The following is a 14,201-nucleotide window of genomic DNA, read 5'->3' as shown; positions in this document are numbered from 1 at the left end:
CATGTTCGTGCGCATACTAGTGTCCCGCGTCAGAATTTCTAAAGATTATTTTGACGCGGGACACTAGTCACGTGATGACCTGCCGAGACCGCACGGCGAAGTCCGCACCGGGCAAAGCTCCGCCCGGGAACGACAGCGACCATTCGGTCAGACCCGCCTACCTGGCAGGAATCGTCGCCCAGGTTGAACACATCTGCATAGGAATTCGGTGCTCGATCCCGCTGGAAAGTTGCCTCACGGCCGCGGCTGCCGCCTCCTCACTCAGTAGACCCAGCTCGACCATCCGCCGGGATTCCAGTGAACTGCGCGACACCATGAAGTCACCCCACCCGCCGTCTCCTGCGCGCCCGGTGAACCCCACGACCTGACTCTCGCACTGCAAACCGGCATCTGTCAGGATCTGAGGCACGCGAAGCCCGAATTGTGCGTCCGCCCCTGCATGGGTCACCATTTGCCGGAGTGCTTGACTGTAATGCCGCACGGTTTCGAGGGCGATCTGGTCGCATGCAGTCAGGTCGACGAAGTATGGCTCCTCAATGAGTAGGTGACCGCCAGGTTTCAGTGCGGCGATCAATCGCCGAACCACCTGCGTCCGATCTGAAAGATATGTGAGGACGCTGCGGACGTGAACGAGATCCCAGGTCCGGCATCCGATCTCGTCGGACTGTACGTCGAGAACGCGTACGTGCAGCCTCCGGCCGGGAGTGAGAAGTGTGACGTCCACATCGGTGGCGGTGACACGCCCCTGAGAGATCCGGTCGGCCAGCCACCTGGCGATCGAACCTGCCCCAGCGCCGATCTCGAGGCATTCCAGATCGTTTCGCGGGATGATCTTCTTCAGTATCGATGTCGTGATCGGATCCAGGAGTCGTTCATAGTTCTCAAGCTGAGAAACGTATTCGTCAGTCGTGTTCATCTCGGTAGAGTCCGCCCGAGGCGCGCGAGATCACTCAGCCACTCCAGCTTCGTCGCGCTGGCGCCGGGGTCATTGACCCATTCTGGGTCCAGCCAACGAATTCCATCGGGAAGTGGTTCGACAGTCTCGTACGACTCGCCTTCCGCCAGCCATGCGGTGATCGCCTGTCGTTCGGGCTCGTCCCGGGGCATCCGGAGGTATACCGCCGTCCACTGACGACGACGCACGGAGTGCGGGTTGGCGTGCCATGTTCGCAAGTCGAATGCAAGAATATCGCCTGGCCGCATCCCGACCACCACTTTTTCCTGCGCCTCAAGGTCAAATCCGTCAGACCTCCCGTCGAGCGTGACACGACTCGCTCGATGCGAGCCTCTGGCCAAGTGGAGCGCCCCAGCGCCTGGCCGCAAGATGTCCAGGTAGGAGACGAATTTGATACCTGGCACATCCAGGTCCGCATCGCGATGCCACGATGCCTCGCCGTAAAATGACACAGCGCCTGCGCTCACCGGGTCGAGAAAGACATGATCTCCCATGAGCAGTTGGGCAGTTCCGACCAGTCTTGGGTCCTCGACCAAACGACGAGAGAATACACAGCCAGGACGTAACAATGGTAGATAGTGTCCGTCAATGGCACGCAGTTTGGGAGTATGCAACAATTGCTCACCGAAAGCTGCGGCGAGTTCGCGGTCTATTTCCGTCTCCAGCTCCGTCACTTCCGCACGCGAAAGCACATCCTTCATGAGCAGGAAACCATCGCGTTCAAACACTGCGCGAGAGGACTCTTGCTGGTTGCTAGTGGTCATGCCGGTCCGTCCAGTAGATCGCGGGCATTCAGGCCCATGATCTTGATCGCGACTTCTTCGGGCATGTCGGTCAGTCGATCCAGATATAGACGAGGCTGTGCGAGTCCTTCAGGATGAGGAAAGTCCGACCCGAACAGAACGTTGTCCTCGCCGACTGCCTCAAGTGCGGTATGAGGTTCTTCATACGGATCAGGGACTAGATAGAGGTGTCGTTTGATGATTTCGGCAAGCGGGTCGTCCACGATGAACCTGGCGGATGCGGTCGAGTCGCCCTGCCGGCGCTGCTGCGCCACAAACGGTTCGAGGGCAAGCAACGGCTTCACCCATGACGTGCCGTTCTCCACGCTTACGACACGAAGCTGGGGGAAGCGTCCGAAAAGATTGTTCACGGCCAGATTGAGAAACATATCCTGCATGGGCCGCGCCCCGAAACACGTAAAGGCCTGGAAAGGGGTTAGCTCCCTGTGCGATGGCGCCGGATGCTCGCCCCATTGCGTGCCATACCAGCGGGTGTAACCAGATTGGGTGATATGAAATATCACCGGCACTCTCGTTGTGTCAAGCAAGCGCCAAAAGTCGTCGTAGTATGGGTCAGCAGGAGACCTCTGGTCGATGAGCGGCCCTGGTCGCAGTAGAATCGTACGAGCACCAGCCGTGAGCACTCGATCAAGTTCCTCGACAGCCCACTGCTTGTCACAGAGGCTGAGAACGGGTGCGGCGAACATGCGGCCGGTCGAACAGAATCCCCATTCTTCATTCAGCCACAAATTATAGGAAGTGAGATTCGCGCACAGCGCCTCCTGATCGTCCAGCATTTCATTCTCGACGACAAGGCCCAGGTTCGGATAGATCAGGCAGTGCGCAACTTCCTGCGCATCCATCGCCGCGATACGGGCCGCGGGATCACGGTAGATTGGCTGGTTCGTCGGCTCCAGAACGACGTCTTGGTCATCTTCGAACAACGCGACGCCATCGCCTGGCCGATGCGCTTGATCAATCGCATCAGGCACGAACGTCAGCGGACGATTTCCGAACCACCACGCTCGATCGCCACGGTGTTCTCGCACATGCACGGCTCGGTCCCGCACAGCGCCGGGGAGATACCTTGTGAAACAGTCGTCCGGTTCGTAGATATGTGTGTCTGCGTCGAAGATCGTCGGCAGGACCTTCATGCAAGTGTCTTTCTCGCTAGATCAAGATAGAATCCGACGACTGTAAGGATGGACCGTTTCGCACGCACTCGCTCGATATCGTGGAACGCACGCGGCGCCGGCTCGATGACGAAGACTTCGCCAAATCCGGGCCGCACGGGCAGCAACGGCCCGTCGCGGGTTCCCCGCATCCTCAGTTCTCCGCCAGTCCGGCTCCCTGGGCTGACCCCGAGCATACAACGAAAGTGGAAACGATCCTGGCTCATGCCGTCATGGTCTTCGACCACGTCGTCCGGCTGCAGCCGATGCGCGACAAGATCCTGCAGGACGCCATTCAGTCCGACAGACTCCAATGTCGGTGTCAACGTTCTGTTGAAGAACTCCCGAACCGGTTCGGCCAGCCCAGTGGCGTGTACAAGTTCGTCGATATCGGCAATCTCCTGTTTCGACGAGTCTGCAACAAATCGTTTCCAACGTTGTGGGTGCCGAAAACTCCATCCGTGGTGGTCAAGCGGCGTGGTGATACTCGTGGAGGACGCCGCCAAGTCGATCTTGTCGTCGGATGTCGAGGCGTTCGAATGCGTGTGGTTCGGTGATGGGTGGCGGAAGTGGTCGTTGTGGCGCTGCGCTGTGTAAGGCGCGGTGGGGTCGGTGCTGGTTGTAGAAACCTTCGTACTCGCGGAGTGCGTGGAGTAGGTGTGTTTGGTTGAGGATGAGGGTGCGGTCGAGGAGTTCGGTTCGGCAGGTGCGGATCCAGCGTTCCATGATCGCGTTCATGCGTGGCACACGAATACCGGTGGTGACGGTCGTGATCCCGCTGTCGGCGAGGACTGTGTCGAATGCGGTGGTGTATTTGCTATCGCGGTCCCGGATCAGATATTTCACTGCGGAGGCGCCGGCGTCCTGGAGGTCCATCATGAGGTTTCTGGCCAGTTGGGTGGTCCACGCCGCTGTGGGGTGAGCGGTGGCGCCGAGGATGCGGATGCGGCGGGTGGCGTGTTCGATGACGGCGAGGACGAACAACCTGGTGCCAACGAGTGTTCTGGTTTCGAAGAAGTCGGCGGCGAGGATGGCGTGTGCTTGGCTGCGCAGGAACGTGGCCCAGGTTTGCTGGTCGCGGCGGGGTGCTGGGTCGATGTTGTTGGTTTTGAGGATTTCCCAGACGGTGGAGGGCGCGATTTTGATGGCCGAGGTGGCGAGTTCGCCGTGGATGCGGCGGTAGCCCCAGCTCGGGTTCTCGTGCGCGAGTCGTAGGACGAGGGTCTGGATGCTGCGGACGGTGGGTGGTCTGCCTTCCCGCTTCGGCCGGGATGCTCGAGCATGGCGACGGCGGAGGAGGTCGCGATGCCAGCGCAGAATGGTGTCGGGCGAAACGGTCAAATGGAACGTGCGCAGTGTGGGCCTGGGGATGCGGTGTAGCAGGGCGGCGAGGAAGGCGCGGTCGGGTGGGGTGAGTCGTGGTTTGGGGACTTGGCGTTGCAGGATGGCCAGTTGATGGCGCAGGATCAGGATCTCGATGTCCTTGTCGGTGTTGCTTGTCGGCAGCAGCCGGATCAGCGCGAATACGCCGGTGAGGGCGAGGTAGGGGAGTCGCAGCACGATGAAGCATCCTGGTGCGTGGCCTACCGGCGATACCTGGGGTGTAGAAGTTCGCAGGTCAGTGCCTGTGGATGTAGTTTTCGGCACTCACAAGGCCAATCGCAGTAGCACGGTCGGTCATCCTGCCCTGGCGATCGTGGCCACGAGAGCGGACGGAGCCGATGTCGACGGAACAGCAGCTGATCAGCACGGATGAGGTTTTCGGCATGCGTAACCTCCAGCGAAACCATCGAGATGGCTGAGCTTTCCGCCCTGGATGCCATCCTGCGGAACGCTTCTTACGTCAGGCTGAATTGCCCTGGCTCAGCTTCGAATGAGCAGGGCGGCGAGTTTGTCGATTCCTTCAGCGGTGCGGCCGAGCAGGGTCCGCCGGACCAGCAGGTCACGCTGGCCGGTCTCGCAGTCGTTCTCCAGAATCCACAGGCTGGTCTCGGCGTCGAGGCGTAGCGACTCCGGCCAGGTTCGTACCTGCTCGCGGATGGCCGGAAGGATCTCCGGGGCGTTGCGGACGAGCACGTATTCGGGTCCTTCGGGGAGGCGTTGCCGGTCGAGGTCGATGCCGCCGCGGAAGGCGACGTCCATCAGTCGGGCTCCCGCGAAGTCGTTGCCGTGGTAGGCGTTGCGGGTGCGGCCCAGCCGCTCGGTCGACCAGGGGACGGCGCTGAACGTGACCGTCCTCAGTAGACCGGTGAAGACGCAGTCGATGAACTGGGCTTCATGGCATCGCAGGTTCTGGATGGTGACGTCGCGGAACGAGCACCCGATGAAGGTCGCCCGGCCCGGCAACACGTTCTTCACCCGACAGCCGTCGAAGACGCACTCCACGTACTCGCTGGGCTCGAACCCGCCGCCGAACTCCCCGCCGGCCACCCTGGTCCGGCTGAAGTCGCAACGGACCAGGGTGGCGGCGGCCACCACGAGTTCGCGCAGCCTCCGGTTGGAGAAGTCCTCGTTCTCCAACCGGAGCCCGCTCAATATCAGCCTCTCCGGGGACGAGACGTTCGGGCCGGTGTCGATCTCAGTCCCTCCCGGTGTCGGTCATCGGCGACCCCCGCCACGCTGGATGATCGATGGTAGCCGCCCCGGGCCCCGGTAGAGCACGTACGGCACGGTGCGATACACGCCGCCCTTCTTGATCCACTTGGGCACGAACTGGCGCATGGTGGTGAGTTCGACCTTCACGCCGGTGACCCTGTCGCGATAGTCCGGACCGCGGCTGGCATTGTAGTCGAATCGCGCCGTGCCGTCCGGCATCCGGATCTGTAGGAGGTCTTTTTCGGTCGCCCTGTGTAGCGCGGTGCCGAGCCATCTGCGCGCGTCCCCCCATTTCCCGGCGTTCAGTTCTTTCGTGTATTCCCCTTGCTCGGCCGGGCTGAGATGGTTCCTGATCAGGTCGGGCCACCCGCGGGCCAGTTGCCGGTCGACCGCATCCCTGACCAGGCCGACCGACTCCTTCACACCAGGCTGCTCGAGCAGGGTCGAGGCACGGCCGACGATCACCGTGCCGAGGACTGGCCCGACGAAATGTTGTGTGGTCGCCGAGTGGATGGCCTCCAGCGCTCCATTGGCGCAGGCGTCGGCGCCCACCCGCTCGCAGAACCTGCGGTCGACGATCGCACCCGCGATCGCGGGGGCAATCGGCGTGTTGTAAACGCCCGGCTGGGTGAGGGCTCGCCGGGCGTCGTACCGCGACGGGACCTCGTCGATCGCCTTGTCGTACTCCTGGAGCCAACTCTCTTCCGGCGTGGTGCCACTGGGATCGGTCAGCCGGACCGGATTGTTGTACGTGTACGTGTAGGACGCCAGGTTGGCCGGCTGGTAGACCCCTCCGTTCAGCGTTCCGTTCAGGTAGGTGCCGAGCATCGGGTCGGGCGTCTGCCAGAGGTTGGTTCTCGGGTTGTAGTAGCGGGCGCCGTAGTAGTAGAGGCCGGTTTCCTCGTCGAACTCCTTGCCGTTGTACTGGTAGGGCACGGGTGGCGCCTTCGTGCTTTCCTGCACCCAGCTTTCACCGAAGGCGAAGAACTCCTGATGCGAGGTGAGCTTTCCGAGTGTGTCGGTGACATAGCCGGCTGAACCGAGGTGGTCGGTGTGGAAGTAGAACTGCTCGTCTTCGAGCTTGGCCTCGACTTTCTTGGTCACCAGCCGGGTGTCGCCCGCGAACATGTGCTTGAACGACTGCCCGTTCACCTTGCTGAAGCTCAGGCTGGGCGCGATGTGTTTGTCCTTGCCGTCCTTGACAATCCGGTTACCGGAATCGTCGTAGACGAACCGGACGACCGGATCGGCGTGCCCATCGCAGGAGCTGGGTTGCTGTTTGACCGTCGAGTGCTTGTTTTCGTGGACGCACGCGAGTCTGTTCTCCTCGTCCCACACGAACTGCGTCCGTTTGTCCGATGTAGACGCTTCGGCCACCGGCCCGGTGAACGCCTGGACGTCGTGGTTCTTGGTGGCGATGTCGATCAGGTTGCCGTTGGCGTCGTACTTGTTGGTGTCCTGGCCGATCTTTGCGGGCGCGTGCGGCCGGCCCTGCTCGTAGGTGTAGCGCAGCGAGTACGTGGTGTCGTGCTGTGGGTAGGTGGTGCCAGTGGTGCCCACCAGGTCGTGCTTCTGCACCTTGCTGGTGGTGTTGTGGATGCTGTCGTAGGTCAGGTCCAGCTTGTACTTGTTGAGCTTGTCCGAGGTGTTGCGGTACTCGCCACTGGCCGTGGTGAGCTGGTTCAGGTCGTCGTAGCCGAACGTCTGCTTGCTCGGTCCGCCGATTCCCTTGGCGGGTGGAACGGCGACGTCGTTGGCCAGCTGCGTGACGTTGCCGACGTTGTCGTACTGGTACAACAGGTTCTGGAACTCGCGTCCGTCCGGCTGCTGCGACTTCGATGTGGCCAGCCGCCGGTCTTCCGCGTCGTAGCTGTAGCTGGTACGGACGCCGGAACCGGTCTCCGTCAGTACTTTCTGTTCGAACTTGTCGTAGTCCTGGCGGGCCAGGTACGTGTAGTTCCTGTTGTCCTTGACACCTGTCGCGGTGGTGACCTGGCCGCCGCTGTCGTAGCCGTAGGTGACCTTCTCGCCGTCCGGGTAGGTGGTGTCCAGGACCCGGTTGAACGAGTCGAAGCGGGTCAGGGTGGTGAAGGACGACGCGGCCTCCAGCGCACTGCCGCCGAGGGTGCGGGTCTGCCTGGAGACTTCGCCGAGCGGGCCGTAGCCGCGGGTGACAGTGCCTGCAGCGTCGCGGATCTCGGTGATCCGGCCTGCGCCGTTCTCCGGGGCGCCGAGCGCGCCGTAGGTGTACTTGACGTTGTTGCCGGTGAAGATCGGGTACCGGATCCCGGTGACCCGGGTGAAGTCGTAGTCGTACTCGATCGCCGTGTGTTTCCCGCGCAGGTTCGGTGTCACCTTGGTGATCACGTTGCCCGCGAGGTCGTATCCCGTCTCGGTCCTGCCGGAGTCCGGGCTGTCGATCACCGTGCGGCGGCCGAAGTTGTCGTACGCCGCCTTGGTGGCGTTGCCGCGGTCGTCGGTCACGGTCGTGATCTGGCCGAGCGGGTCGTAGCCGTAGCTGGTCCAGATCACCGGCTGACCGCCGGTGGGGTTGAACTCCTTGACCGCCGTGGTCAGCTCACGCACATCAGCGTACGTGCGGCGCTGTTTGCCGTTGGCGTCCGTGGTGATCGTCTCGAATTGGGTCGCCCCGGCGCGATCCGGCCCGAACCCGTAGGCCGTCGTCGAAGCGGTGTCGTCCGGAAGCGCCACCCGGGTCGGGCGATCGAGCACGTCATAGCTCGTCCGGGTCGGCCGAACACTGTCGACGGCTGGGTTGAACGCGAAGTTGCCGTCTCCCTTGGGTTCGGTGACCGGGTAGAACTGCTCGACGGGCCGGCCGAGGAAGTCGAACACCTGCTTGCCGGAGACGGTCATCGCGGGCTCGGGTGCCGCGCCGGGCTGTGGCGGGATGCTGGCGTCCTTCTTGGTCTGCACCGCCCGGCCGAGGCCGTCGACGAACTGGACGGTGTCGATGGTGTCGTCGCGCACTTCGGTTGCGGTGTTGTCGATGTGTCTGCTGACCGCGTAGGGCACCTCGGCGTCCGGGTGGTATTCGAAGTCGATCGTGACCCGGTTCTCGGGGATCTCGTTCGGGCCTGCCACGAAGTCGATGCGGCCCACCCGGTCGTAGTTGTAGTGGACTCGTTGGAAGTTCTCGTCGACCGTGCTCTCCGGCAGGCCGTACTTGTAGTTGTGCGTGATCACCGAGCGGAGGTTGAAGCTGTCCACGACGGTCTCGACGTGCACGCCAACGACCGGGTCGTAGCCGTAGTCGAGCCGGTATCGCTGGCCGGTCTTGTTCGCAGGGCCAACGATGGCCTTGAGGTTGCCGTTGCCCAGGTACTCCAGGTCGCTGACCGCTTTGGACCCGTCGGCCAGCAGCGCACGGGTCTGGGTGACGTCGCCAGTCTTGCAGTCCACTGTCGACTGACGGTTGCGCATCACGGACTTCGGCGCGATGGCCACCACCTGGATGGTGTTGGCGATACCCACGATGTTGCGTTCCCGGCAGGCAGGGTCAGCCGCTGTGTAGCCGGTACGGGTCTCCACGTCATCGGCGGCACCGGCCTCGGCGGCATTGAAGACCCGAGTGGTGTTGCCGAATTCGTCGTAGTCGAACTCCGTGAAGGTCGATTTGCCCGCAGTGGGCTGGCCTTCGTAGAACCGCTGCTCCGATCGCGACAACTGGGGGAACACTGTGGCTGTGGTGCTGTGCGGGTCGGCGGGTTTGCCGGTGCTCACGTCGCGCAGCGTGTACGTGTTCACCGTCTCGGTAAACAGCCGGCCGACGGCGTCAGTGGTGATCGACCGGGCCGCCAGGCCGCGGACGTAGACGTTGTCGTTGCGGTACTCGTTGGTCACCGTGCGGAACACCGCGTCACCGGCACCGGGGTCCCGCTGCTCGCTGAACACGCGGCCGTAGCCGAGGAAGTCCCGCTCCAAGCGGTCGTAACGGCCGTTCTGGTAGTGGAATGTGGACAGCTGCACGTCCTGGCCGTCCCCGCGGTGGCCGTCGAACAGCCTGACGCTGGACAGCACGAAGCGCGACTGGGGCAGGTCCTTGGTGTTGCCGTCCCGGGTGTAGTCCAGATCGAACCTGCTGCCCAGCGGGCGGGTCACCGAGCGCAGCAGGTTCGTGCGGCCGGTCCGGTTCTCCGCCACGATCAGCTCACTGTCGCGAGTGGACCGGACGTGGTCGGTGTACCCGTCGCCGTTGACGTCGCTCAGCGCGAGCTCGGACCGGCCGATGCCGGTCGAGACGTCGGCGCCCGGGTTGAACACGACACAGCCGCCGGCGAAGATGCCCAGGCAGAACCCGAAGACGAAGTACGCGCCCGCGCCGAGGCTGGCGTTCTTGTCGGCGCTGATCCCGCCGAGACTGCCCTGGAACACTGTCGGCGCCAGGAATCCGTTGCCGGTGTTGATGGCAACCGCCAACGGAGTGCCATCCCGCGAGAACACCCGGTCGGCCAGGCCGTCGCCGTTCATGTCGGTCAGGCTTGCTTCCGTTTTGGACGTTCCGGTCGCGGCCGAAGCACCGCCGGCCAAGCCGTAGAAGTCGGTGTTGAACCCGAGATTGACCGCCGAATTGCGGGTGTTGGCGTCATTGAGCGGCCCGCCGGGCCACGGTTCGGGTGCGGCGAACCGGTAACCGAGGTTGAGTGCGGCCGTACCGTTCTCGAAGACACGGTCGGGCAGGTTGTCGCCGTTGATGTCCAACAGGTCGAACGCGGCATCGGACTCACCACCACCGGTGCTGCCACCGATCCCCAGGCTGGGCATCTCACTGCCGTTCTGGGCGGTGGTGGTGGACTTCTCGGCGGACGGCGCGGAGTCCCCTCGGCCGTTGGCTGCCGTGCGGGCAGGGCTGCCCGCGTTGGCCGACGCGGTGAACGCCCTCGAGTCGCTCTCCCGGACGTTGGTGGTACCGAGGCTGCCGCGGGTGCTGCCCAGACCGCCGGTCATGTCCGAGTACTGGATTCCGGCCGAACCGACCACGTCGGGGAAACCATCGCCATTGAGGTCAAGGAAGTCCACCTCGCCGCTGCTGCTGCCCCGGGCCACGCTCGCCCCGGCGCCGATAGGCACGCCCGGCAGACTCGCCCCGAACGTGGTCGAGATCTGCCTGCTGCCCGCCACCCGCGAAACGCCCGTCGCACCGGTGAAGTCCGAGTCACGGGCCACGTCGATCCGATCGGTGCCCAGCCGGGAAGCCGCGGCACCGGCGCCGGCGACCCAGGTGTTGCCGTCCTCACTGCCCCACCGGCCCTGGGCAGGCCTGGGTGCGAGCACGATCGCGTTCGGCGGCGTCACCCGGCCCTCGAAGCCAGGAACATCCGATTCCTTGGGCGCGGCCGGGATCCGGTTGCGGTAGTTCTGGTCGATCGCCAGGTCGCCCTGCACGATCGGAGTGGTGGCCCGGTCGCGGTTGCCGTTGTACCCGATCGCCGCCCAGCCGCGGTACGGCTGCGCGAAAGCATCCTGTTCCGCCGAGGCGTGCAGGGCGCTGGGCACCGGGTCGAAGGTGACGCCGTCTGTGCTGACCGACGCCGACTGCGTGGTCAGCCGTCCGGGCAGGCTGGTGTCCAGAGTGGAGAAGTCGAAGAACAGCTCGTCGCCTTCGTTCGCGTTCACCTTGACGCGTAACGACTCCGGCTCCGGAATCTGCCCGTTGCGGATGTCGATGACCTTCTTGGCCAGCAACGCGCCCCGGCGCTTGACGGTGAACACGACACGGGAGTCCCGGTTCTGTCCATCGAGAGCCAGTTCAGGCTGCACAGTCAACTCGCCCGTGTGGGTCGCGGTGTACGAGCCTTGCGGCGAGGTCAGTGTGTCGACTGGGTAGATGTCCAAATCGAACGGCGGGGTGATCTTCATTGTGGGGTTGCCGTTCTGGTCGACGACAGGAACATCCCCTTCCGCCCCCGTGTAGTGCGCGGACGGAACCCAGTGCAGCGCGCCCGCGTCGATCGGCGAATCCGCCCGCAACCGCCACGACAATGTGTCATTCGCGGTCACCGGAATGTCCACATTGATCGGAACGGTTCCGCCCGTGGCCGCGGGCAGGTTGCCGGTGAACACGTCCCTGCCGTTGCGCGTGATCACCACCGCTACGTCGTCGGTGGTCGGACCGACCTTGGACACGTCACCGGACAGGTGCAGCGTCCCGGTCACCGGTGCGGTCACTGTGGACGGCCGTCCGCCAAGGGTGAAGTCGCGTGAGGCGAGGTAGCGGTGGTTGTCCAGGCCGTTGACGTCCGTACCAGCCGGGATGCTGGTGTAGGTGATGTCCGGGTCCCATGCGACCTGGTCGAACTTCCCATCCAGCATGGACTGGACTCGGAAGTAGACCCGTTCGCCGCGGCGCACCTGCACAGCGTCCACTCCGGACGGTGTGTACTGGGCGTGGTCGTCCGGCATGATCCGCTGTGACCACAACTCCGTGTTCTCGTGCTGCACCGCAACCCGGACGCCATCGGCTTTCTCGTCCGTGCCGGCGTTGTCGGTCAGCTTGACCCCACCGGCGATCCGGATCGTGCCGTCGTAGGGCGCGATCCACCTTCGCACGCTGTCCAGCAGCGGGAACGCGTCCACCTGACGCTCGAACTCACGAGTCTGATCACCCACAATGGTGCCGTTGGCACCGCCGGTACCGATCGGGACCGGGGTGTCCTTGCTGTTGGCGCTGTAGGCGGGATTGCCGTTGGCGTCCAGGTATCCGAACAGCACACTGCCGTTCGTGACCAGGTCGGTCAGACCGTCGCCGTTGACGTCCAAGAAGTATCGATCGGTCCGGGTCGTGGTCGAGACGTGGTCAAGTTGCGCGGCCACACCGATGTACGACTCGACACCCGTGGTGACCGACCGGGTCGACTCCGACGAGATCCCCGGCAGGTTCGTCAGCTTGATCGGGGTGTCGCCGAACTTCGGCTGCCCGCCCGGCCCGGACAGGTTCGGCCGGTAGAACACTCCCGATCCGGTGCGGAACACCTTGTCCGGCAACGAGTCCCCGTTGACGTCGGTCAGCGCGAGCAGGCCTTCGGACGACCCCGCGTTGAAACCGGCCTTGCCACCCGCCGAACCGGACTTGCGAGCCACAGCCGGGTTGAACCCCACGTAGAGGTGTCCGCCCGCGCTGCTGGACGTGCTGGCCGCCACCGCACTCGCCTGACCATCGGGCACGCTGGCACCGAGCGAGTCGTTGTGCGTGGTCCAGCCCGCCGCGTCGGAGAACGCCCGGTACTCGCCCTTCTCGGTGCGGATGTCGTCGAAGTAGTCGAACGTGTGGGTGTTGAAGATCCGCAGATCCTCGCCGTACTGGGAGACCTGGTGCAGCAGGGTCTTGCCGAACGCGCCGGTGCGGTAGTCCAGCTCGTAGGCACGGATCGGCTTGTCGTCGATGAAGACCTCGATGCGGCGTAGCAGGTCGGCCGTGACCTGTTTGAATCCGTTGCGCGCGTCGATCTCCACGTCCTGGCGCCGAGACTCACCACGCTCCCGGTCACGGATGAACGTGACCGAGTACCGGCCCTCGACCTTGCCCTGACCGGTGTACGTGATCCGCTTCGGATAGAGGTCGACACCCGGGACCGTGCCGCCGTTCACGCCCGCATCGGCGACCTGGACATTGTGGTAGCGCATGAAGTTGTCGTTGGTGTCCCGCACCTCACGCAGCGCCCAGACCGCGATATTGCCCGCGTCGTCAGTAAGCGTCGTCTTGTCGCCGACGCTGTCGGGCGTACCACCGAAAATTGATCTCGTGCCGTCCTTCGCGGTGACTTCCCACCAGTAGCCACGCGGGTTGTCGCCGTGCCGGACGATTTTGCCGAACTGTCCCTCTGTCCTCGTGTGGAACACTTTCTCCGCAGTGCGAGCCTGCAGTTCAGTGCGGTGTGCGACCGGCGTCAACTGTTCACCGTTGAGCAGATAGGTCTCGGTTTCCAGACCGCCGTGATAACGCGGCACGCCCCACCGGGTGTCGATCGTGATCGATTGCAGCGCCATATCCCAGCCGACGCCGGCCCAGCTGTTCTGCGCCGAAGAGCTGTAGGACAGCGCGACACTCGGCTGGACACCGCCTCGCCCCGGCGGCACCTCGATGGGATAGTCCAACCGGGCCTCGCCGGTGCTGCTCGTCGTCGGCGGCTCGATCAGATTGATCTTCGAACTCGGGTCCGCCGCCTGGATACCCTTGAGCTGGTTGGGATTGAACGACGCGCCTTCCGGATGCGAGGGCACGTCGACCACACCCTCACCTGGTGTTCCCGCCGCCAGAATCGCTTGGTCGGCGGGTTGCGCGGCGGATGGCACCAGTCCCGCCACCAGGGCCAGGACCACCCCCAGCGTCACGGTCTTGCGGTTGATTCCCGACAATTGTCGACGCTGACGCCAGGTGGTCATGATCCCGAGACCTTTCGTCCGGTACTCCCATGAGGATCTTCGTGATCAGCCACGTCAAATTAGCGGTACCGGACAGACTGTCGCAATCGTCCGGCATACCATCCGGCGACCATTCACCGAATTCACGCCACTAGCCCAAACGCTTGCGGCACAGGCGTCCAAGATACCTACACCAATAGGATGCAATGAACGTAAGCTGGACAGCTCCACGACATTTATGCCGCCATCCTCGGCACGACCAGTAGGCGGCTGAATGGAGCACACCGCGAAGATTCCCAATTTTCCTTCATCCCA

The 14,201-nt window shown here is 63.7% G+C and carries 7 protein-coding genes; all 7 read right to left on the bottom strand.

Features of this window, described 5'->3' with window-relative positions:
• Positions 1-157: 157 nt before the first annotated feature.
• Positions 158-916 (bottom strand): class I SAM-dependent methyltransferase, encoded by a 759-nt coding sequence (locus tag JOF56_RS48850; protein WP_209646289.1) that lies wholly within the window; start codon positions 914-916, stop codon positions 158-160.
• On the bottom strand, positions 913-1,719 hold the full coding sequence (locus JOF56_RS48845; RefSeq protein WP_209646288.1) for a phytanoyl-CoA dioxygenase family protein: 807 nt from the start codon (positions 1,717-1,719) through the stop codon (positions 913-915). Before JOF56_RS48845 ends, JOF56_RS48850 begins: the two co-directional genes overlap by 4 nt.
• Complete coding sequence (locus JOF56_RS48840) at positions 1,716-2,891, bottom strand: amidohydrolase family protein (RefSeq protein WP_209646287.1); 1,176 nt, start codon at positions 2,889-2,891, stop codon at positions 1,716-1,718. The genes JOF56_RS48845 and JOF56_RS48840 overlap by 4 nt, the downstream gene beginning before the upstream one ends.
• A complete protein-coding gene (locus JOF56_RS48835) occupies positions 2,888-3,415 on the bottom strand; it encodes a hypothetical protein (protein WP_209646286.1) in 528 nt (175 codons plus the stop codon). Before JOF56_RS48835 ends, JOF56_RS48840 begins: the two co-directional genes overlap by 4 nt.
• Complete coding sequence (locus JOF56_RS59830) at positions 3,378-4,469, bottom strand: integrase core domain-containing protein (protein ID WP_307855612.1); 1,092 nt, start codon at positions 4,467-4,469, stop codon at positions 3,378-3,380. The genes JOF56_RS48835 and JOF56_RS59830 overlap by 38 nt, the downstream gene beginning before the upstream one ends.
• Positions 4,470-4,772: 303 nt before the next feature.
• Positions 4,773-5,444: a hypothetical protein gene (locus JOF56_RS48825; protein ID WP_209646285.1), complete on the bottom strand. Its 672-nt coding sequence runs from the start codon at positions 5,442-5,444 to the stop codon at positions 4,773-4,775.
• 63 nt (positions 5,445-5,507) lie between these two features.
• Complete coding sequence (locus tag JOF56_RS48820; protein ID WP_209646284.1) at positions 5,508-13,907, bottom strand: SpvB/TcaC N-terminal domain-containing protein; 8,400 nt, start codon at positions 13,905-13,907, stop codon at positions 5,508-5,510.
• Positions 13,908-14,201 lie beyond the last annotated feature (294 nt).

This window comes from Kibdelosporangium banguiense, from assembly GCF_017876405.1.
Taxonomy (GTDB): domain Bacteria; phylum Actinomycetota; class Actinomycetes; order Mycobacteriales; family Pseudonocardiaceae; genus Kibdelosporangium; species Kibdelosporangium banguiense.
The sequence above is the reverse complement of the archived record's forward strand: the minus strand, read 5'-3'. Positions and strand labels throughout refer to the sequence as shown.

Bases quoted from the DNA above. Each gene is read 5' to 3' on its own strand.
- JOF56_RS48850 (WP_209646289.1), bottom strand. From the start codon at position 916: ATGAACACGACTGACGAATACGTTTCTCAGCTTGAGAACTATGAACGA.
- JOF56_RS48820 (WP_209646284.1), bottom strand. From the start codon at position 13,907: ATGACCACCTGGCGTCAGCGTCGACAATTGTCGGGAATCAACCGCAAG.
- JOF56_RS48840 (WP_209646287.1), bottom strand. From the start codon at position 2,891: ATGAAGGTCCTGCCGACGATCTTCGACGCAGACACACATATCTACGAA.
- JOF56_RS48845 (WP_209646288.1), bottom strand. From the start codon at position 1,719: ATGACCACTAGCAACCAGCAAGAGTCCTCTCGCGCAGTGTTTGAACGC.